Annotated in this window: 11 protein-coding genes; all 11 read right to left on the bottom strand. The window is 63.9% G+C overall.

Features of this window, described 5'->3' with window-relative positions:
* Nucleotides 1-11: 11 nt before the first annotated feature.
* Nucleotides 12-2,492 (bottom strand): poly-beta-1,6 N-acetyl-D-glucosamine export porin PgaA, encoded by a 2,481-nt coding sequence (gene pgaA, locus C4J92_RS00805; RefSeq protein ID WP_124402641.1) that lies wholly within the window; start codon nt 2,490-2,492, stop codon nt 12-14.
* A gap of 301 nt (nt 2,493-2,793) precedes the next feature.
* Nucleotides 2,794-4,290 carry a YdgA family protein gene (locus C4J92_RS00800; RefSeq protein ID WP_124402640.1) on the bottom strand — a complete coding sequence of 499 codons (1,497 nt, stop codon included), beginning with the start codon at nt 4,288-4,290 and terminating at the stop codon, nt 2,794-2,796.
* Between the two features lie 239 nt (nt 4,291-4,529).
* Complete coding sequence (locus C4J92_RS00795) at nt 4,530-5,162, bottom strand: NADH:ubiquinone oxidoreductase subunit N (protein WP_124365346.1); 633 nt, start codon at nt 5,160-5,162, stop codon at nt 4,530-4,532.
* 77 nt (nt 5,163-5,239) lie between these two features.
* Nucleotides 5,240-6,682 carry an efflux transporter outer membrane subunit gene (locus tag C4J92_RS00790; protein ID WP_124402639.1) on the bottom strand — a complete coding sequence of 481 codons (1,443 nt, stop codon included), beginning with the start codon at nt 6,680-6,682 and terminating at the stop codon, nt 5,240-5,242.
* Nucleotides 6,679-7,569 (bottom strand): efflux RND transporter periplasmic adaptor subunit, encoded by an 891-nt coding sequence (locus C4J92_RS00785; RefSeq protein ID WP_124402638.1) that lies wholly within the window; start codon nt 7,567-7,569, stop codon nt 6,679-6,681. Before C4J92_RS00785 ends, C4J92_RS00790 begins: the two co-directional genes overlap by 4 nt.
* Nucleotides 7,566-7,775, bottom strand: a complete 210-nt coding sequence (locus tag C4J92_RS00780; protein ID WP_003187469.1) for a DUF1656 domain-containing protein — start codon at nt 7,773-7,775, stop codon at nt 7,566-7,568. The genes C4J92_RS00785 and C4J92_RS00780 overlap by 4 nt, the downstream gene beginning before the upstream one ends.
* Complete coding sequence (locus C4J92_RS00775) at nt 7,772-9,850, bottom strand: FUSC family protein (protein WP_124402637.1); 2,079 nt, start codon at nt 9,848-9,850, stop codon at nt 7,772-7,774. The genes C4J92_RS00780 and C4J92_RS00775 overlap by 4 nt, the downstream gene beginning before the upstream one ends.
* Nucleotides 9,847-10,266 (bottom strand): MarR family winged helix-turn-helix transcriptional regulator, encoded by a 420-nt coding sequence (locus C4J92_RS00770; RefSeq protein ID WP_124372366.1) that lies wholly within the window; start codon nt 10,264-10,266, stop codon nt 9,847-9,849. The genes C4J92_RS00775 and C4J92_RS00770 overlap by 4 nt, the downstream gene beginning before the upstream one ends.
* A gap of 328 nt (nt 10,267-10,594) precedes the next feature.
* On the bottom strand, nt 10,595-11,215 hold the full coding sequence (cysC, locus tag C4J92_RS00765; RefSeq protein ID WP_124402636.1) for an adenylyl-sulfate kinase: 621 nt from the start codon (nt 11,213-11,215) through the stop codon (nt 10,595-10,597).
* On the bottom strand, nt 11,199-12,713 hold the full coding sequence (locus tag C4J92_RS00760) for a TolC family protein (protein ID WP_124402635.1): 1,515 nt from the start codon (nt 12,711-12,713) through the stop codon (nt 11,199-11,201). Before C4J92_RS00760 ends, cysC begins: the two co-directional genes overlap by 17 nt.
* A gap of 41 nt (nt 12,714-12,754) precedes the next feature.
* Nucleotides 12,755-20,548: an Ig-like domain-containing protein gene (locus C4J92_RS00755; RefSeq protein WP_372238385.1), complete on the bottom strand. Its 7,794-nt coding sequence runs from the start codon at nt 20,546-20,548 to the stop codon at nt 12,755-12,757.
* Nucleotides 20,549-20,680 lie beyond the last annotated feature (132 nt).

Genomic DNA, 20,680 nt, shown 5'->3' with positions numbered 1-20,680 from the left:
GTCAGGCTCTTCTAGAAACGGTAAGTGAGGTCGACGAGCAGGCGCAGATCGCGTTCGCGATCACCGTCATAAGGTCGGCTGATCAGGCTGAGGTTGGCGCCCGTTTCCAATACGTCGTTCCAGCGAAAGCGCTGGCCGTAACCGATAAGGCCGATGCCGCCGGTGGAGTAGTCGCGCTGGCTGTAGGTGCCCGCACCGATCTGGAACTGCTGGCTCCACTGGGTCTCGTAGCGGTGATAGAGCACGTGATTGACGTTGATCATCGGTAACACCGTGAAGTCCGACTTCGGGTTGAAGTACGCGGTGTCTTCCTTGCTGTTGCGGCTGGCGCCCACTTCCAGGCCCAGGTCGACTTGCACATGGGGCGAGCTGTAGAGGCCTTCGCGGCCGCTGAGCAGCGCTTCGAAGCGGTCATTGCCGTCACTGAAGTGCGACGGGCTGAGGGTCAGTTTCCACTCGCGGCTTTCATTGGCGCGCCAGCGGATAAACCCACTGCCGCCGTTGGCGGTGACGCCGTCGTTCAAGGCGCGCAATGGCGTGGTGGTGAGCAGGTAGCCGACGCTGCCGCCGTACTGCCAGTGGTCATTGATGTCGCGAGCGATCGACACTGCCGCGCCTTGCTTGGAGCCATCGCCGTAGGAATGGTTGGACACTTCGGCCTCAATGGTCATGTCGCGGGTACGCCGCTCCACGCCCACGCGCTGCCAACGGTGCTGGCCGGTACCTTCGCTGAAGTCGGCGGTGGCGTAGCCGGCACCGGCGAACAGGCGCCAGTCTTCGTCGATGGGCGGCGTGTAGATCACGCTTTCAATGCCCCAGTCACGGCTACCGGCCACGGCACCCGCGTCGTTGTCATTGCCACCGCCATAGCTTTTGCCGGTGTAGGCCTCGACGCGCAGTTCGGCCATGTCATGTACATCGCGCAGGCGGCGCAGGCGTTGCACTTGGCGGTTGTCCGGGTTGCGCGCAACCACGTCGTCGGTGAGGGCGTCCATCTGGCGCCACTCCTGCAGGTCCATGGCGGTGTAGGCCTGGGAAACTTCCAGGCCGATGTCGCGTGGGGCCTGGGCTTCGGTTTCCTTGAGGGTGCCTTCGGCGCGGCGCGGCCAGTCACGGGCGCGGTACATGTCGGCCTGGGCGATGCGCAGGCCGACGTTGCCCGGTGCCTTCGCCACCAGAGCTTCCAGGCTGGCTTCGCTGCCCGGCAGGTCGCCGCCGAAGGTGCCGGCCTGGGCGGCCAGTTGTTGCGCGTCCATCCAGTTGTCGTTGGGGTTGCCAATCGGCAGGCCCTTGAGTTCGACGCGGGGGTTCTGTTCCTTGGCCAGGGAGTTGGCGACCTGGCGGGCGTCCTCGACCTTGTCGCTTTCCAGCAACGCGTAGAACAACGCGGTGCTGTCGTCGACGCGGTAACTGGCGTCAGCATCCGGTGCGGTCAACACCTGGCGGTACAGCGGTTCGGCTTTCTCCGGCTGGCGCTGGTCGAGATACGACGCGGCAACCCAACGCAACGCGTAAGTGGGCAACTGCACGCCTTCGCCGGTGAGGGTCTGGTATTCGCGGATCACTTGCGCGGTACGCGCCCGGGCCTTCAGCGCGCCCAGGCGGTCGATGCGCCAGCGCACCACGTCGTCATGGGCGCTGGCGTCCGGGGCCCAGCGGGCGATCAGCCGGTCGTAGTCAATGAGGGCACGGTCGGCCACCACGTAGCGCTCTTTTTCGGTACGCGTGGCGAACTCGGCGATGCGCACGCGCTCGGCGGCGAGGTCGCCTTCCAGGCGGCGCTGGGTCACCGCGTCCACCAGCCCTGGACGCTTGGCCGACAGGCGCAGCGCGGCTTCCGGCAGGCGGGCCTTTTGCAGGGCGACGATGTATTCACGGGCTACGTCGGGTTTGTCGCCGGCGCGGATAAATGCCTGGTCGAACTCGAACAGCGCGTCGTAGTTCAAGCCGGCGCGGCTCAGCGCATAGCCCAGGGCCATGCGACGGCTGGGGTCATTCGGCTGCGCGGCCACCAGCGCGCGCAAACGTTGCACCGCCTCGGTGGCTTTGCCGCCATCGGCCTGGGTGAGCGCCAGGCCCAGTTGCAGGTCAATATTGTTCGGTTCACGCAGCAGCGCCTGGCGATAGACCGCCTCGGCTTGGGCCCACTGTTTTTGATTGCGGTAGGTGCGCGCCACCGTGGCCAGCGCCTGGCTGGTCAGGTTGCGATTTTTACCCTGGGCTTCATACACCTTCAGCACTTCGGCGTCCTGCCCGGCCCAACCGGCAATCACCAGGTGATCGCTGACCTGCCCTGGGGTTTGACGTTCGGCGGACAGTTGGCGCAGTTGAGTCAGGGCCGGCGTGAAGTGGCCGTTGCGGGCCTGGATGATCAGCGCGTCATAGGCAGGGTCGGCCACGGCGTAGGCGGGCATCAGCAATTGGCTGCACAGGGCTGCTCCGATGAGCAACCGCAACCGGCCTGATGCACTGAGTGAATGGATTGGCAACATGGCGTCAGCTTCCTTACAAGGAAAGCTGCAACGATGGGTGATCCTGAGCGATGTGCATCAGGGTGTCGGCGTCTCGGGACCCGACCTAGCTTTCCTATGGGAACTATCCCTCAGCCAGGCGAGGCCAAGGGCAATTCAGAACAATTGTTCAGAATTGGCTGAAAGCGATTTCTTGCCGAACACAAAACAAAATGTGGGAGGGGGCTTGCCCCCGATGGCGGAGTGTCAGTCAGTAAATTTTTAACTGACCCACCGCTATCGGGGGCAAGCCCCCTCCCACATTTTTAACTGCATTTCAGGGTTATTGCGCGCCGCTCATTGCGCCGGCTTTGGACATCACGAAGCTGATGAACTGCTCGACCGTCATCTTCTGGCCGTTGAAGGTCACTTCGTTATTGGCGTAGTGCAGCTTGGACACCACATCGGTGCCTTCCAGGGTTGCCAGTTGAGTACCCACGGCCACGCCGCTGACCATATCGGCCGCCATCTGCGATTGCTGTTCGATGGCTTTCGGGTCGGTCACGCCGCCGACCTGCGCCTGCAGCGCGGCCACGTCGCCGATCATCGGCTTGGACAGGCTCAGGTTGGCGTCCAGCAGCGAGATCATCTGCTTGCCCAGTTCAACCGGCGGCAGTTCCATGGAAGCCGGCTTGGCCAGGTCCAGCACCAAGCTGAACTTGCTTTCGCCATGGGTGGTTTTCAGCGACAGGTTTTCCACGGCCAGTTGTGGCTTGGCGGCCAGCACCTGGTTGACGTTGGCTTCGGCCAGGGTCTGCTCGGCTTCGGTCAGTTGCAGCTCCGGCGCGGGTTGGCCGGCAGCGGCGGCGGCTTGCACCGGCTGCATCTTGTCCTGGTAGAGCTTGGTCAGCACCAGCATCGCCGGGATATCGACGTTCTTCATGCTGACGGCCATGGCGGCCGAGCCCACCGGCTTACCCTGGTAACCGATCTCGTCGATCTTGTAGTCGACGCGGCCGGCCAGGTTGTTGTCCTTGGTTTCGCTGGAGTCTTTCTGCTCGAAGCCCTTGAGGGTCAGCACGGCTTTCTGCGGGCCGAAGGTGACCTTGGTGTCGGTCAGTTCGATGGTGTTCTGGCCGGTGTAGAAACCGAAGGTGGATTTGGCCAGGTTGCTGGCGACGGTCAGGCCGGCCAGTTCGGCTTCGAACGCGTCGCCGTTGGCATCGACGGCCGCGACCTTGAGGCTGTTCATGTAGCCGTCGGCCTTGACCTTCTGGCCTTCGGCGCTGCTGTCGAAGTCGAGGTTGGCGCCGGAGAAGCTCACCGAGGACTTGTCGTCCTTGAATTCCAGGGGCAGCAGTTCGACGTTGCCGCTGACCGAACGGCTGTAACCGATATTGGCCACGCCTTTAAGCGGCGACACGTCTTTGCTGGCGGCGAACCATTGTTCGGTGGTGGCGTTCTTTTCCAGTGCGTAGTGACTGGTGGCCATCACTGGCAACCACTTCAGGCTAACCAGGCGCGAGAACGGCAATGGGCCGTGTTCGATATGGTCGACGAACAGCAGCTCGGGGTTCGGGTTTTGCTCGCCGAACACACTGCCCTGGCCCTTGAGGCGGTAGTGGGCGGTGCTGCTGAACACGCCGCGGTCCAGAGACACCAGTTCCAGGGACACGCTGCCGTCCACGCCGGCCATGGAGGTCTGCAGTTCCTTGTTGGCGTTCTGGATCGCGGTTTGCAGGACCGGCTCCAGTTGTTTACCGGTGTACCAGGCGCCGCCTGCACTGACGACGCCAACGGCGACAACGAAACCCAAAAGAACGACTGCTGGCTTATTCATGAAGTGACCTGATCAAATCCTGTGAGAGGTGGGCTGTCTTCCTTGAACTGTAGGAGCGAGCTTGCTCGCGAAGAACGCACAGGCACCGCGTTCATTCAGAATGCACGCGTTATCGTTGACGTTTTTCGCGAGCAAGCTCGCTCCTACAGTACTGGCCCGTATGGCCGAAAGGCTGGGGAAGATTAGCACTGGCGGGCGCAAACGGCCCAGCCTTTCAGAGGGATCAGTTCAGCAGGAGTTCAGGAGTACTCCAGTTCAATTTCATCCAACTGGTGATCGAAGCTCTTCAGGCGCGCCGTCCAGGTGTAGACCAGCACCTCAAACTCGCGGTGTATCACCGCGTTGCCGGGGGTGTCGGTCTTGGGGTCACAGAAGTCCAGCTGGTAGCGCTCACGGGCCATCTGCGTGGCGACATCGGACAATTCCCGCGCATTATTGAGCCAGTGCCTACCGTCCGCGACCTGCCGGTCGAGCACCACGCACTGCTTCTTCAGGACTTCGAGGCTTTTTTCCAGGGGCGTGCCGGTGAGGTCGCCCATGACTTCCTGGAAGGTGCGCCCGGGTTGCCAGTAGCTGCCCCAGAAATAGCGGTCGAACACGGTTTCGACACGGCGCAGGGCAACCTTGGTGTCCCAGATCGTTACGCGGGTCTTGCCTTGCTCGAGCAGCTTTCGCTTCACCCGCTGGTTTTGATAGGACGCCCAGGCCACCACGCCGATGGACAAGGTGCCGATAACCAGACAGGCGCTGTCGAGAAACACCATGGCCTTGTCGAGTTGGTGGGCGAGCATGACCCCGTAGAAATACGCGGCCGATAACAGCACCAGTGCGAAGAGCACGCACCAGAAAGCGGGAGCATAAGGGTTTTTCATTATTGGAATCCCCATGAGCAAACGCGAGCAGTGTCAGGCGAGGCGTTACGCCCCTTAGACACAGCATAGCTATCACCTCATGGATTGCCGGGTTTTACCCCTTGCGTTCGTCCGCTTTCCCAGCCGCCGCCCAGGGCCAGGAACAGGTCGATCTGGCTCATCGCAACCTGGGTGTTGGCCGCCGCCAATTGCGCGCGCATGGTGGTGTAGGTGCGGGTCGCTTGCAGGTCGGCGAGGAACGACTCGCGCCCGGCCTGGAAGAAGCGGTGGGTCTGGTCTGCCGCTTCACGTGCCGAGCGTTCGGCGTCGGCCAGCGCCTCACGGCGCTGCAACATGGCGGTGTACTGCGCCAGGCCGGTCTGGGTTTCGCGGATCGCATTGAGCACCACCCCGTCGAAATGCGCCAGGGCGCCCTGGGTCGCGGCTTCGGCTTCGTGGATACGGGCGCGGGCGCCGTTGGTCGGCACTGTCCAGCTGATCATCGGGCCAAAGCCCCAGCGATTGGTCGCCGGCTGGCCGAGGTTGTCGAGCAGGCCCACTGTGCCCACCGTGGCGCCGATGGCGATGTCCGGGTACAAGGCGCCGGTGGCCACGCCGATGCGCGCGGTGGCAGCGGCCAATTGACGTTCGGCCTGGCGTACATCCGGGCGGCGCTTGAGCAGGGCCGCGCCGTCGCCCACCGGCAACAATTGCGCAATGTGCGGCAGCTCGGCGCAACTGGCGGTGCCGGCCGGCAGTTGATCGAGCGGTTTGGCCAGCAGCATCGACAGCCGGAACAGCCCCGCCTGGCGCGCCGCTTCGTAGCGCGGCATATCGGCGCGCAGAGATTTGTATTGGGTTTGCGAGCGCGTGACCTGGGTTTCATCGCCACGCCCGGCGTCGCGCAGGCGCTGAGTGAGCTTGGTGCTTTGCGCTTGCAGGTCGAGGGATTCGTTGGCAATCGCCAGCTCTTCGTTGGCGGCGCAGACCTGGGTGTAGGAACGCACCACATCGGCCACCAGAGTAATGCGCGCGATATCGGCGGCCGCCTGGGCCGCATCGGCGCTGGCCTGAGCGCTTTCGATGCCACGCTGCAGGGTGCCGAACAGGTCGAATTGATACGAGGTGGTGATGCCGACACTGCCGATGTTGCCCACCGGGACTTTGTCTTCCAGCAAGAAGGCTTCGCCAGACTCCTGCAACCGCTGGGCTTCGGCCTTGGCCCCGGCGCTCCAACCGCCTGCGGATTCGGCCTGCTGGGTCTGATAGCGCGCGCGTTGCAAATTGGCGGCGGCCACACGCAAGTCGGTGTTGGAGGCCATGGCCTGGCGCACCAGCTCATCCAGGCGCGGGTCTTTGTAAAGTTTCCACCAGTCCGTCGGCACGGGCGCGGACATCACATTATTGCCCTCCCCCGCGATAGCGCCTTGCAGGTCGCCACGGTTGACGGCAGCGGTGTCCGGCAGTTTGTAATCCGGGCCGACCGCCTGGCAGGCCGACAGCAACACCCCCAGCGCAGCGGTGGCCAGCAGTTGCTTCATGGCTGGTCTCCGGCTCTGGCCTTGTCATCGATGATCGACACCGTCGCCGTACGCCCGGCGATCATGCGAAAGTCCGGTGGCACGTCATCAAAGGCAATACGCACGGGAATCCGCTGGGCCAGGCGCACCCAGCTGAACGCCGGGTTGACGTTGGGCAGCAGGTTGGAGCCGCTGCTGCGGTCGCGGTCTTCGATACCGGCAACGATGCTCTGCACATGCCCATGCAGGCGGGCGTTGTCACCGATCACGCGGATATCCACGCCCATGCCGACGTGGATGCCGTCGAGCTTGGTCTCTTCGAAGTAGCCGTCGATATGGAAGGAATTGCTGTCCACCACCGACAGCACCGGCCGCCCGGCGGTGACGAACTCCTGGGTGCGCGGCGCGCGGTCGTTGACATAGCCGTCCACGGGGCTGCGGATCACCGAACGGTCGAGGTTGAGCTGGGCGGAATCCACCGTCACTTGCGCCTCGGCCAGCGCCGATTGGGCACGGGCCACGCGGGACTGGCTTTCTTCCAGTTGCTCGCTGGGCACCAGGTTGCCCAAGCCACGGTTACGCTTGTACTCACGCTGGGCCTGGGCCAGGGTTTCCTGGCGATCGGCCACGGCGGCCTGGGCCTGGCGCAGGGCCAGCTTGAAGCGGTCCTGGTCGACGGCAAACAGCACCTGGCCCTTGGTCACCAGTTGGTTGTCGCGCACGTCCACCCGCTGGATCAGCCCGGACACGTCCGGGGCGATCTGCACGATGTCGGCGCGGATGTGCCCGTCGCGGGTCCAGGGCGCAAACATGTAGTACATGACCATGCGCCACACGACGACGACCGCGAAACTCACGATCAACAGCGTCAGGACTACACGGCCGATGGTCAAAAAAGGTTTTTTCATGTCATCAAATATCGACTGAGTGAGTCCACCGCGCCCAGCAACAGCGCGTAGAGCCCCACATTGAACAATGCCCGGTGCCAGACCAGGCGATAGAAGTGCATGCGCGTCAACAGCCCGTGCACCACCAGAAACAACACATAGGTAATGCCCATCAGCACCAGCAGCGTGGGCAGGAATACGCCGCTGATATCCAGGTCACCGATCATAAAGGCGCTCCATCGGGTAGCGGCGCTTCCATTTCCGTGCCGCCAATGAACTCCACGCCAGGCAACAGCGCCAGGCGCAGGCCGGCCAGGGCATGCAGCAGGTGCAGGCGCGTGTCACCGTCGTCTTGCAGGCCCTGGCCGTTGAGGGCGCGGCGTGTGCGGTCCAGGGTCATCAGCAGACCGCTGGGCGCGGGCAAGCGTTCACCGGCCTTGAGGCACGCCTTGAAATAACCGCCCACGCCTTCCACCACCTGGTTGAGCAGCACGCGAGGCACGCCGAGGATGCGCGGCGAGTAGGCGAGCAGATCGAGCAGGTTCAGCGCCACGCGCAGGTCGCGCAGCGCGGTGCCGGTATCCTGGCCGGTAAGGGCCAGGCGCGGCAGGTGCTGCATCAGGCGGTCGAGCATTTGCGCGGCCATGTGCCGGTGTTCGGCCAGGGTCGCAGGTTCAGTGAGGCTGACGATGTCGCGCCAGCTGAAACGGGTCAGGCGCTTGGCCGCCAGTTCCGCGCCGAAGGGCCGCGCGATCAGGGTCCAGATAAAGGCAAACAGCAGGCCTACGGGACCGGCCAGGTTGACGTTGGCGAAGTTGAGAAAGTCCGCGTCATAGGCGCCCTGGATGCTGATGAACGATGAAGTGTTGACCAGCGTCAGCAGCATGCCCAGGTAAAAGCGCGGCTGCACGGTGAGGGTGCCGATGCAGATGAACGGCACGGCGAACGCCAGCACCAGCATCGGGAAATCGTGCAGGTTGGGCAGCACCAGGAACAGGTACAGGCTGGCGAGCAGCACCGACATGGCGGTCCAGAAAAAGAACCGGTAGATCTGCGGTGCGGGGTCGTCCATCGAGGCGAAAAAGCTGCAGGCGACGGCGGCCAGGATCACTGCGCTGCCGCCGTCGGTCCAACCCAGCAGAATCCACAGCACCGAGGCGACGATAATCGCGCTGACGGTGGAAAACGCCGAGTAGAACATCAGGCCCCGGTCGAGGAACGGCGTGAGCCGGCCCAGGCGCCAGTGACGGTATACGGCGCGCCAGGTGTCCTGGCTTTCGCACTGGATGGCGGCTTGCAGGCTGCGGCAGTCTTGCCACAGGTCGACCCATTCGCCGAGGCGGTACAGGGCGTTGGAGAACAGCAGCGTGTGGCGGTCGTCCAGCGCTTCGCCTTGGGGTTGCGCGGCGTCGATCTGGTCGCGCAGCACGCGCCAGCGTTCAAGGGGAGCTGTTTGGGTGGTGCTTTGCAGCCAGGCATTGGCCTCCTGGAGCAACGGCGTGAGCTGAGCGAGAAACTCGGGGGCGCGATGTTCGATGGCGTACACCGCATCGTCCAAGGCGTCGATCACCGGCAACAGGTGAATCATGCGCCCGCGCAGTTCCTTGGTGTTGCGCACCGTCTGCGGCCGCGCGCCTTCGTGGGGCAACTGGCCGATCATCAATTCGAGGGTGTTGAAGGTCGCGACCATGCCACCGCGCAGGATGCTGACGGCTTCCGGGTCTACATCGCGGGTGAGAAAACGTTGGCCGTAGACCTGGGCGTCGGTAAACCACTTGGCCACGGAGCCATCGAACACAGGCATCAGGCGACGCGGCCAGAACATTGCGCCCACCACCGCCGCCACGGCGATGCCGAGGAAGATTTCCTCGGTACGCGCCTCAGCCACGTCCCACACCGCCAACGGGTTATCCACTACCGGCAGGGCAATCAGCGGCAAGGTGTAGCCGGCCAGCATCAGCGCGTAGTTGTTGGCGGTGCGCAGGTGCAGGGAGAGAAACAGCAAGGTCCCGGTCCACAACGCGATCACCACCACCAGGATGTAGGGTGACTGCACGAACATTGGCACAAAAAACACCGCCGCCGCCGCGCCCATCAAGGTGCCGATAGCGCGGTACAACGCCTTGGAACTGGTGGGGCCGACAAAGGGGCTGGAGACGATATACACCGTGGCCATCGCCCAATAGGGACGCGGCATTTGCATGAGCATGGCGATGTACAGCGCGATCATCGACGCGGCGAAGGTACGCACCCCGTAGAACCAGTCGCGAGCGGGCGGAAAGCCGGTCAAGAATCCGTTCAAGGCGCCACAGCCTCGGCTGCCTCGAAGGCGCGCAGAACGCGCAATGCGGCTTGCAAGTCGTCGGGGGGCAGATCCGCCAGGACGTCCCTGCGCAGGCGCACCAGTTGCGCCTCCACCGCCTGCACCAGTTCGCGGCCGCGCTCGGTGAGGCTCAAGGCCTTGGCGCGGCGGTCGTGGATGTCCTCGGTGCGGCACACGTAGCCGTCGCTGCACAGGCGGTCGAGCAGGCGCACCAACGAGGGGCTCTCCATACCGGAAGCCTGGGCCACCTTGACCTGGTGCACGCCGTCACCCAGGCGGCCGATCATCAGCAGCGGCACGGCGCAGGCTTCGGAGATGCCATAGCTCACCAGCGTGGTCTGGCAGATTTTGCGCCAATTACGGGCGCCCACCACCATGCTGCTGCTGAGGTTCATCTGGAGTTGTTCGAGGGATTGAGGCACGGGATCGTTCGCATACAGTTAGTTTGCTAACTATCAATATGGTGGATCGATGCGCGCCCGTCAAGTTTGGAAACAATTTCGCGGATGAGTGGAGCGGTATAGCGCTGACACCGCTGGACGAATGTGGGAGGGGGCTTGCTCCCGATAGCGGTGAAACAGGCAATAAACTGTCGACTGACACTCCGCTATCGGGAGCAAGCCCCCTCCCACATTTAGAGAGGCGTAAAGACATCACGCAACCTCAAAAAAAGTTCACCTAGCCGACTAAAGCCCGGTTTTTTTCAACCCTCACCATTTTTTTTCAAGTTTTGGCCTTTTTACACATTTTTTTGCACATTTCGGGCGCCAGCCACGCCAACAACCGCTCGACGCACTGCTGTGCCGACAGCACGCCGGTATCCAGCACCAGCGACGCATGGGGCGGTGGCTCGTAAGGCGAGCCGATGCCGGTGAACCCCGGCAGTTCTCCCCTTCGCGCACGGGCGTAGTGCCCCTTGGGGTCGCGGCCTTCGCACACCGCCAGTGAGGCGCTGCACCATACTTCGCGATAATCGGCGCCCAGGCGCTCGGCAAACACCGCGCGCAGCTCAACCAGCGGCGCGATCAACGCCAGGATCACGATGTGCCCGTTTTCCACCAGCAATGCCGCGAGTTCGCTGGCGCGGCGGATGTTTTCCAGGCGATCGCTGTCGGCAAACCCCAGGTCTTTGTTGAGGCCACCGCGCAAGGCGTCGCCGTCGAGTACCAGGCTCTGACGGCCCTGTTCGAACAGCGCCGCGTGCAACCCCTGGGCCAGGGTGGATTTGCCCGAGGCAGGCAAACCGGTGAGCAGGATCGCCACGCCGCAATGCCCATTGCGCGCTTCGCGTTGACGGCGAGTGACGCTCGCCGTCGGCGCTACCAGGTTATTTGGCGACGGCACGTGGCACCGGCGTGGTGATATTGCCGGCAGCCCACGCTGATTCGCGGCCAGCCAGCGCCGTGGCGATGGACTGCACGCGGTCCGAGTCCAGCTCTTCGGGCAACGGGTCGAGCCCAGCGCTGGCGAAAATCTGGCCATAGGCGTTGCGCAGGTCGGCGTAGGCCAGGTCGCGGCGCAGGTCGGCTTGCAGGGTGTTGAGTTCGCCCTGGATCAGGTCGAGCTCACCTAACCCGGCGGCCTCATGGCGGTTGCGCAACTGGGTGAGGATTTGCCCGTCGATGCTGGCCAGTTGTTCGCTGGTCTTGAACTGGCGCACGGCTTCCTGGTAATTGGCGTTGGCCACGTAGACCTGGGCCAGCACCGCGATGGACATCGCCTGGCGTCGGGCTGTCGCGACGTTTTCACCGGCCTTGGCGACGTCGATGGCGGCCGGTGCGGAGATCACGTTGAACAGGTTCCAGGTGATCTTGGCGCCGTAGTCGGCCCAGCGGTTGTCGACCAGAAACGAGTTGCTGTCGTAATGGCCTCCGGCCGAAAACTCCAGGCCCGGCAGCAGGCGCAGCATGGCTTTGCGGGTTTCGGCGGCGCTGATGCGGGTCTGGTAGTCCTGCTCGCGCAGTTCAGGGCGGTTGGCCAGGGCTTCCTGCTCCAGGCTGGCCAGCTTGACCTTCAGTTGCGGCACGCTGTAGTCATCCGGCGTTACCAGCTTGAGGTCGGTGCCCATGGGCAGGTTGATCAGGGTAGCCAGTTCGGTCTTGGCCAGGGACAGCGCGCGGCGCTGTTCCTGCAACTGGCGCGTGGCTTCGATCAGCGAGCGCTGGTAACCGAGGGCCTGCACCGGGTCGCCGATGCGCTGCTCGCTCATGCTCTGGCTGTTGGTCTGGGCCTGGTTGACCCGCGCCATCAGGCTGTCGATCTGGGTCAGCAAGCGTTCGGCCGCCACGGCGCGCCAATAGGCCGAGCGCACGTCCTGCACGATGGTGTTGATCACCTTGCGCCGACGTTCCTGGATGATCAGGCGCTGGTCGCCCTGCTGCTTGGCGCTGATGTAGCTCACACCAAAGTCGAGAACGTTCCACACCATGGTCAGGTCCGCCACGCGGCGGTCGCGGTCCTGGGAAGTGGACGGTTCCAGCGACTGGTTGCCACTGAGCACGCTCTGGCTGCTGGAGGCGTTGGTGTTGTTGCGCCCGGCGTAGCCCGCGGACAGGGCCATGCGCGGCAGCATGTCGAAGCTGGAAAGGTCGGACTGACGCATGGCCAGGGCTTCTTCCATGATCTTCAAGCGGCCTTCAAGGTTGTACTTCACCGCACGGGCCATGGCCTGGTGCAACGTGAGCGGGCCGCTCAGCGGCTCCTGGTCCTTGTACATGCCTTGCAGATCGCTGCGGGCTCGCTGCTCACTGACACTGCGTTCAATCGGCTCGCTGGTGACTGCACAACCGCTTATCGCCAGCGCCAGCAAGCTGGCGCCGAACAACTTATGACCTGTTTTCATCCTTGGAGCGCCCCTGTTCCTGCGTCTTGAGTTAAGTATGTTCAAGCCTGCATTTCGCTGATGCCGACCTGTTGCAGTGCATGCGCCAGGTCAATCACCTGGCGTTGTTCGGTGTCCTTGAGTTGCTGCAATTGCTGGCCGAGGGTCGGCGCGCCAAATACGCCACGCAACCCGTGGGCCGGGTCGGACTGGCCCTTGATCGACTTGCTGTCGAACGCCTTGAGGCCGCTGTCGTCGCCGCCGCTTTCACGGTTGAACAGGCTCGACAAGGAGCTTGAACCAAACACTCCGCCATCGCCGCCGCCAAAGCCGAGAAAGCCCTTGCCGCTGCCGTCACCGGCGTCGTTATTGCTGAAAACCTGGGCGATAAAGCTCGGCGCCGACGCACCGTTTTGAATGAAGATACTGCCCAGGGGCGGCAAACCCGCGCCTATTTCGCGCGGTGCAAACAACGGCGAGAAGCCGATGAGTGAGCCGAGATTGCCGGTCGGCGGGCCGAAGATAACGGGCTGCAATGGCACGTTCGTCGCCACCTGCGACGGTGCCGGCTCGGTGACGCGAAACAGCGGGTCGCCAGTCAACGTAACGGTATTGATCGAGAAGTTGTTGGAGTTGGCAAAACCGCTGCCCGTATTGCCCGACAGGTCATTCACCAGCCCGGTATCGAGGGTGATGAAGTTGCTCGGGTCGTTGAGGTTGGCTGCCGGGGTCAAAGTGGCCGTCCAGGTCTGGCCGCCATCGCTGGTTGCCAGGTTGGACAAGCTGCCGTTGGCCACGCTCAGGTCATCGAGGTCGAAGCCACTGACTTTCTCGCTGAAGGTGAAGGTCACGGTGGTGGTCTGGCCCACCGTCAGGTTCGGGTTGGCGATGCTGATCGTCGCGGTGGGGCGTTCGCCATCGATCGCATAGTTGTTGGAGATAGTAATGCTGCTGCCGGCATTACCCGCCGTGTCATTGACTTGACCCGCATCCAGCACGATCAGGTTGGTCGCATCGCTGATCACTGCTGTCGGGGTCAGGAGGGCGGTCCAGGTTTTACCGCCATCCTGGCTTGTCAGGTTGGACAGCACAGCATTGGCCACACTCAGGTCCGACAGGTCAAAGCCGCTCACTGCTTCGCTGAAGGCGATGGTAACGGTGGTGGTCTGCCCGATGCCCAAGGTGCCGTTGGCCACGGAAATACTCGCGGTGGGGCGTTGGGTGTCGACGGCATAGTTGTTGGAATCGGTGGTGCCGCTGCCTGCGTTGCCGGCCGCGTCCTGCACGCCGCTGTTGTTCAGCGTGACCAGGTTGCTGGTGTCGGTGATGTTGGCTGTCGGCGTCAGGGTCGCGGTCCAGGTCACGCCGCCATCGCTGGAGGCCAGGTTGCCCAGAGTGCCATTGGCCACGCTCAGGTCGCCGACGCTCAAGCCACTGACTGCCTCGGAGAAGGTAATGGTGACTTGGGCAGTCTCACCCACCTTCAATGCGCCGTGGTCGACCACAACCGTCGCGGTCGGCCGCAGCGTGTCGATGCTGAAGTTACCGGAGCCCGTCACGCCACTGCCGACATTGCCTGCCAGGTCGCTGACACCGGCGTTATCCAGAGTGATCAGGTTGGTGGTGTCGTGAATATCGCTGGTCGGAGTAAACGTTGCCGTCCAGGTGATGCCGCCGTCCGTGCTGCTCACCGCCGAGAGTGTGCCGTTGGGCACGCTCAGGTCGCTGTTGTCGAAACCTGAAACCGCCTCGTTGAAGGTGATGGTCACCAGCGAAGTTTCCCCGGCGGCCAGGGTCGGGTCGGCGACCACGATCGTGGCCGTTGGGCGCTGGCTGTCGATGGTGTAGTTGTTCGAGTCGGTGGTGCCGCTGCCGACGTTGCCGGCCTGGTCGGCGATGCCGGTATTGTTCAGCGTAATCACATTGCTGGTGTCGGTGATTCCGGCCGTCGGCGTGAAGGTTGCGGTCCAGGTAATGCCGCCGTCGCTGCTGCTCAAGGCGCTCAGGGTACCGTTGGCAACCGCGAGGTCGGCGTTGGTAAAGCCGGTGACCGCCTCGGAGAAGGTGACCGTTACCAGCGAAGTCTGGCCGACACCGAGGGCGGTATTGGCAAGCACAATGCTGGCGGTCGGGGCCTGTGTGTCGATGGCGTAGTTGTTGGAGTCGGTGGTGCCATTGCCGACGTTGCCCGCACCATTTTGCACGCCACTGTTGTCCAGGGTGATCAGGTTGCTGGTGTCGGTGACATTGCTGATCGGCGTAAACGTCGCCGTCCAGGTGATACCGCCGTCACTGCTGCTCACCGCGCTCAGCGTACCGTTGGCGATGGCCAGGTCGGCGTTGCTGAACCCGCTGACCGCTTCGCTGAAAGTGATGGTGACCAGTGAGGTTTCGCCGACGCTTAACGCGGTGTCCGCGACCACGATGGTTGCCGTCGGTTGCACCGTATCAATGGTGAAGTTGCCCGAGTTGGTGATGCCGGTACCGGCATTACCGGCCAGGTCGGCGACCCCGGCGTTGTTCAGGGTGACCAGATTGGTGGTGTCGCGCAGGCTGGAGTTCGGGGTGAAGGTTGCCGTCCAAGTGATGCCGCCGTCGGCGCTGCTCACCGCCGAGAGGGTGCCGTTGGGCACGCTCAGGTCGCTGTTGTCGAAACCTGAAACCGCCTCGTTGAAGGTGATGGTCACCAGCGACGTTTCCCCGGCGGCCAGAGTCGGGTCGGCGACGAGGATCGTGGCCGTCGGGCGCTGGCTGTCGATAGTGTAGTTGTTCGAATCGGTGGTGCCACTGCCGACGTTGCCGGCCTGGTCGGCGATGCCGGTATTGTTCAGCGTGATCAGGTTGCTGGTGTCGGTGATTCCGGCCGTCGGCGTGAAGGTTGCGGTCCAGGTAATGCCGCCATCGTTGCTGCTCAAGGCGCTCAGGGTACCGTTGGCAACCGCGAGGTCGGCGTTGGTAAAGCCGGAGATCGCCTCAGAGAAGGTGACCGTTACCAACGACGTCTGGCCGACGCCGAGGGTGGTATTGGCAAGCACAATGCTGGCGGTCGGGGCCTGGGTGTCGATGGCGTAGTTGTTGGAGTCGGTGGTGCCACTGCCGACGTTGCCCGAGCCGTTCTGTACACCGCTGTTATCCAGGGTGATCAGATTGCTGGCATCGGTAATGGCGCTGGTGGGCGTGAACGTTGCCGTCCAGGTGATACCGCCGTCGCTGCTGCTCACCGCGCTCAGCGTACCGTTGGCGATGACCAGGTCGGCGTTGCTGAAACCGCTGACCGCTTCGCTAAAAGTGATGGTGACCAGTGAGGTTTCGCCGACGCTTAACGCGGTGTCCGCGACCACGATGGTTGCCGTCGGTTGCACCGTATCGATGGTGAAGTTGCCCGAGTTGGTGATGCCGGTACCGGCATTACCGGCCAGGTCGGCGACCCCGGCGTTGTTCAGGGAGATCAGATTGGTGGTGTCGCGCACGCTGGCGTTCGGGGTGAAGGTTGCCGTCCAGGTGATGCCGCCGTCGGCGCTGCTCACCGCCGAGAGAGTGCCGTTGGGCACGCTCAGGTCGCTGTTGTCGAAACCTGAAACCGCCTCGTTGAAGGTGATGGTCACCAGCGAGGTCTCACCGGCGCTCAACACTGGGTCGGCGACCACGATCGTGGCCGTTGGGCGCTGGCTGTCGATGGTGTAGTTGTTCGAATCGGTGGTGCCGCTGCCGACGTTGCCGGCCGAGTCGGCGATGCCGGTATTGTTCAGCGTGATCAGGTTGCTGGTGTCGGTGACTCCGGCCGTCGGCGTGAAGGTTGCGGTCCAGGTAATGCCGCCATCGCTGCTGCTCAAGGCGCTCAAGGTACCGTTGGCAACCGTCAGGTCGGCGAGGGTAAAGCCTGTGACCGCCTCGGAGAAAGTGACCGTTACCAGCGACGTCTGGCCGACGCCGAGGGCGGTATCGGCAAGCACAATGCTGGCGGTTGGGCGCTGGGTGTCAATGGCGTAGTTGTTGGAGTCGCTGGTACCGCTGCCGACGTTGCCCGAGCCGTTCTGTACACCGCTGTTGTCGAGGGTGATCAGGTTGCTGGCATCGGTAATGGCGCTGGTGGGCGTGAACGTCGCCGTCCAGGTGATGCCGCCGTCGCTGCTGCTCACCGCGCTCAGCGTACCGTTGGCGATGGCCAGGTCGGCGTTGCTGAAGCCGCTGACCGCTTCGCTGAAGGTGATGGTGACCAGAGAGGTTTCACCGATGCTTAACGCGGTGTCCGCGACTACGATGGTCGCCGTCGGCTGTACGGTGTCGATCGTGTAGTTGGCCGAGTTGGTGGTGCCGGACCCGGCGTTGCCGGCGAGGTCGGCGACGCCGGTATTGGCCAGGGTAATCAGGTTGGTGGCGTCATTGACGCCAAGCGTCGGCGTGAAGGTGGCGGTCCAGGTGATCCCGCCATCGCTGCTGCTGACGGCCGTCAACGTGCCGTTGGCAATCGACAGGTCGGCATTGGTGAAACCGCTGACAGCCTCACTGAAGGTGACAGTGACCAGCGAGGTCTCACCAGCGCTCAACACCGGGTCGGCGACCACGATGGTCGCGGTTGGCCGGACGGTATCGACGGCATAATTGGCCGAATCGGTGGTGCCGCTGCCGGCGTTGCCGGCCTGGTCGGCGATGCCGGTATTGTTCAGGGTGATCAGGTTGGTGGCGTCGCTGGTGCTGGCGGCAGGGGTAAAGGTCGCTGTCCAGGTAATCCCCCCGTCGCTGCTGCTGACAGCCGTCAATGTGCCGTTGGCAATCGTCAGGTCGGCATTGGTGAAACCCGACACGGCTTCACTGAAGGTGATGGTCACCAGCGAGGTGTCGCCGATTTTCAGGGCCGTGTCGGCCATTACGATGGACGCGGCCGGGCGCTGGGTGTCGATGGTGTAGTTGTTGGAGCTGGTGGTGCCGAGGCCCTGGTTGCCATTCACATCACTGACCCCGGTGTTATCCAGGGTGATGAGGTTGGTGGTGTCGGTGATGCTGGCCGTCGGGGTGAGCGTCGCGGTCCAGGTGATGCCGCCGTCGCTGCTGCTGACGGCCGACAACGTACCGTTGGCGACAGCCAGGTCCGCGTTGGTAAAGCCGCTGACGGCCTTGTTGAACGTGATGGTGACCGTTGAGGTTTCACCGATGGCCAGCGCGGTGTCGGCCACGACGAGGGTGGCGGTCGGACGCGTGGTGTCGACCACGAAGTTGTTCGAATCGGTGGTGCCCTGCCCGGTGTTCCCGGCAGCGTCTGCTACCCCGGCGTTATTCAGGGTAATCACGTTGGTGGTGTCAGTGACGCTGTTGGTGGGCGTGAACGTGGCCGTCCAGGTGATGCCGCCGTCGCCGCTGGTGACGGCCGACAGCGTCCCGTTGGCGAGGGTCAGGTCCGCGTTGGTGAAACCGCTCACGGCCTCACTGAAGGTGATGGTCACCAGCGAGGTTTCACCGATGCTCAGGTTATTGTCGGCGACCACGATGGTCGCGGTCGGCCGAGCCGTATCAATGGCGTAGTTGGCCGAATCGGTGGTGCCGCTGCCGGCGTTACCGGCCTGGTCGGCAATGCCGGTGTTATCCAGGGTGATCAGGTTGGTGGCGTCGGTGATAGCAGTGGTCGGGGTAAAGGTCGCCGTCCAGGTGATACCGCCGTCGCTGCTGCTCACCGCGCTCAGCGTACCGTTGGCGATGGTCAGGTCAGCGTTGGTGAAACCGCTTACGGCTTCACTGAAAGTAAAGGTCACTGCCGTGGTTTCGCCGGCTTTGAGTGCCGTGTCGGTGATAGCGATCGTGGCCGTCGGGCGAAGCGTGTCGACCACGTAGTTGGCGGAATTGGTGGTGCCGACGCCGACTGCGCCGTCGGAGATGGCCGCCACGCCGGTGTTGTCCAGGGAGATAACGTTGGTGGTGTCCGAGATGGCATTGGTGGGCGTGAACGTCGCCGTCCAGGTAATGCCGCCGTCGGCGCTGGAAACGGCCGTCAACGTGCCATTGGCGATGGCCAGGTCGGCATTGGTGAAGCCGCTCACGGCCCGGCTGAAGGTGATGGTCACCAGCGAGGTATCGCCAATTTTGAGGGCGCTATCGGCCAGCACGATGGTCGCGGTCGGGGGCTCGACATAGGCGGTATTGAGGACGCCGCCACTGCTGTAAATCGAGGGCTGCGCGCTCGGCGTGGTACCCGCGGTGCCCCCGCTCGTGGGGCCGCCTACCCCGCTGGCCGCGGCGTTACCGCTCAGCGCGGCAAAGTTGGCGGCGGTGATCAACACGGTCCCGCCGTTGTTCCAGATGGCTCCCACACCGCGACCACCGGCGCCGCCGTCGAAGATCTTGCCGCCGCTGCCGCCGCCCCCACCGCCGCCGCCGGCCGCGATGTTGTTGCTGATCACCGAAGCACCGATCACTTTCAGGGTGCCGCTTGAAGCGTTGTAGATACCGCCCGATGCATTGCCGCCGACGCCGCCGACCTTGTCCCAGCCGGAACCGCCACCGCCACCGCCAATCGACAGCGTGCCGTTGGTCGCCGATCCGCCGTCACCGCCGTGGCTGTAGCCGGAGGCGCCATTGCCACCCAGGCCGCCGGTGCTGGTGCCGCCGCGTCCGCCCATGTCGTTGACTGAGTAGCCACCCCCGTAGCCGCCAGCGCCGGCGCTGCCGGCGCCCCCTGCATACGTGAGGTTGCCTGGGCCGGTCGAACCGCCATGGCCGCCGCTTCCCCCACCGATACCCCCGCCGCCGCCACCACCGCCGCCGGAATAGGCGGGCGTCACGCCACCACCGCCACCGCCACCGGACGCGGCGTTGGCGGTGACCGTCACGTTGTTGAGCGTGAGGGTGCCAGCGTTGAAAATCCCGCCGCCCATCGCGCCCGCCGCTGCCGCGCCGCCGTTGCCGCCGTTGCCCGCCACCAGCCCTTTGGTGATGACCAGGCCATCGAGGGTTACCGTGCTGCCGGACGCGATTTCCACGACGCGGGACCGGTACTGGCCATCGAGGGTGATATCCGCGGTGCCGTTGTTGTCCAGGTCGCCATCGACGGTGATGTTCTTGTTGATCAGCAACTCGGACGTGAGCGCCACGGTCGAGCCGGAGAGGCCGGCATTGAACGTGACGATATCGCCGTTCTGCGCCGAGGCGATGGCCGCGCGCAGCGAGCCGACCCCAGTGTTGAGGTTGTTGGTGGCGGTCCAGGTCGCCAGGCCCCACTGGTAATCGCTCATGGCTTTGGTCGACAGCACGTTGGCGCTTTCGATGGAGCCGGTGGCGATCTCCAGGTCCCAGTCGCCACCCACGCCCGTGCGGTTGATCGACGCCGCCACGTCGCGGCCGGTCAACTGCGCCAGGGAATCGACAAAATTCAGGCCGCGTTCGCCCTCGGCGGTGTAGCAGCCGTAAATCAGGATGTCGCCGCCAACGTTCATGTCCTTGCCGATTTGCCCCAGCACCGCGCTGCGGGCCGCGACGTTGTCGGCCGACAGGTAGGTAGTACCGAGCCACAGATCGCCCGCGTTGCCGTGGGCAATGATCTGCACCGAGCTTACGCCCTGGTGAGTGTCGAGGTAGTCGGCAATCTGCTGCAGGCCGTCCTTGCTCGCATCCAGCTGGATGACCTGGGCGCCCGGGGCCACGCCTTGCAACAAGCTGGCGGAGTCCTTGACCCGGGCATCCACGAACACCACGGTTTGACCGGGCACGGCTACGGGTGAAACGGCTGGCGCGTCGGCCTGGCCGTGGGTGTCTTTGCTCACGCTCGGGTGGTCAGCCGTCGGCGGCTTGGCGGCGTCAGCGGTGGGATGGCTGTCCGGTTGCGCCGCTTCAGCCACGGTGGCGGCGACTGCGCCGTCGAACAGCATGCGCGGCTCCAGGTGCATGATCATCGGCGAGACCCGTGCCCGTACTGCTTCGGTTTCCCGCGACTTGCGATTGCTCCACCACATGCTGCTCACCCGGCGTCAAACGTTCTTGAGAAAAATGAAAACGCCGCG

The sequence above is a fragment of the Pseudomonas sp. R3-18-08 genome (assembly GCF_003852065.1).
Lineage (GTDB): Bacteria > Pseudomonadota > Gammaproteobacteria > Pseudomonadales > Pseudomonadaceae > Aquipseudomonas.
This window is presented reverse-complemented; position numbering and strand designations above follow the sequence as displayed.

Coding starts and splice junctions, on each gene's coding strand:
- pgaA (WP_124402641.1), bottom strand. CDS start 2,492: ATGTTGCCAATCCATTCACTCAGTGCATCAGGCCGGTTGCGGTTGCTC.
- C4J92_RS00800 (WP_124402640.1), bottom strand. CDS start 4,290: ATGAATAAGCCAGCAGTCGTTCTTTTGGGTTTCGTTGTCGCCGTTGGC.
- C4J92_RS00795 (WP_124365346.1), bottom strand. CDS start 5,162: ATGAAAAACCCTTATGCTCCCGCTTTCTGGTGCGTGCTCTTCGCACTG.
- C4J92_RS00790 (WP_124402639.1), bottom strand. CDS start 6,682: ATGAAGCAACTGCTGGCCACCGCTGCGCTGGGGGTGTTGCTGTCGGCC.
- C4J92_RS00785 (WP_124402638.1), bottom strand. CDS start 7,569: ATGAAAAAACCTTTTTTGACCATCGGCCGTGTAGTCCTGACGCTGTTG.
- C4J92_RS00780 (WP_003187469.1), bottom strand. CDS start 7,775: ATGATCGGTGACCTGGATATCAGCGGCGTATTCCTGCCCACGCTGCTG.
- C4J92_RS00770 (WP_124372366.1), bottom strand. CDS start 10,266: ATGAACCTCAGCAGCAGCATGGTGGTGGGCGCCCGTAATTGGCGCAAA.
- C4J92_RS00760 (WP_124402635.1), bottom strand. CDS start 12,713: ATGAAAACAGGTCATAAGTTGTTCGGCGCCAGCTTGCTGGCGCTGGCG.
- C4J92_RS00755 (WP_372238385.1), bottom strand. CDS start 20,548: ATGCTGTTCGACGGCGCAGTCGCCGCCACCGTGGCTGAAGCGGCGCAA.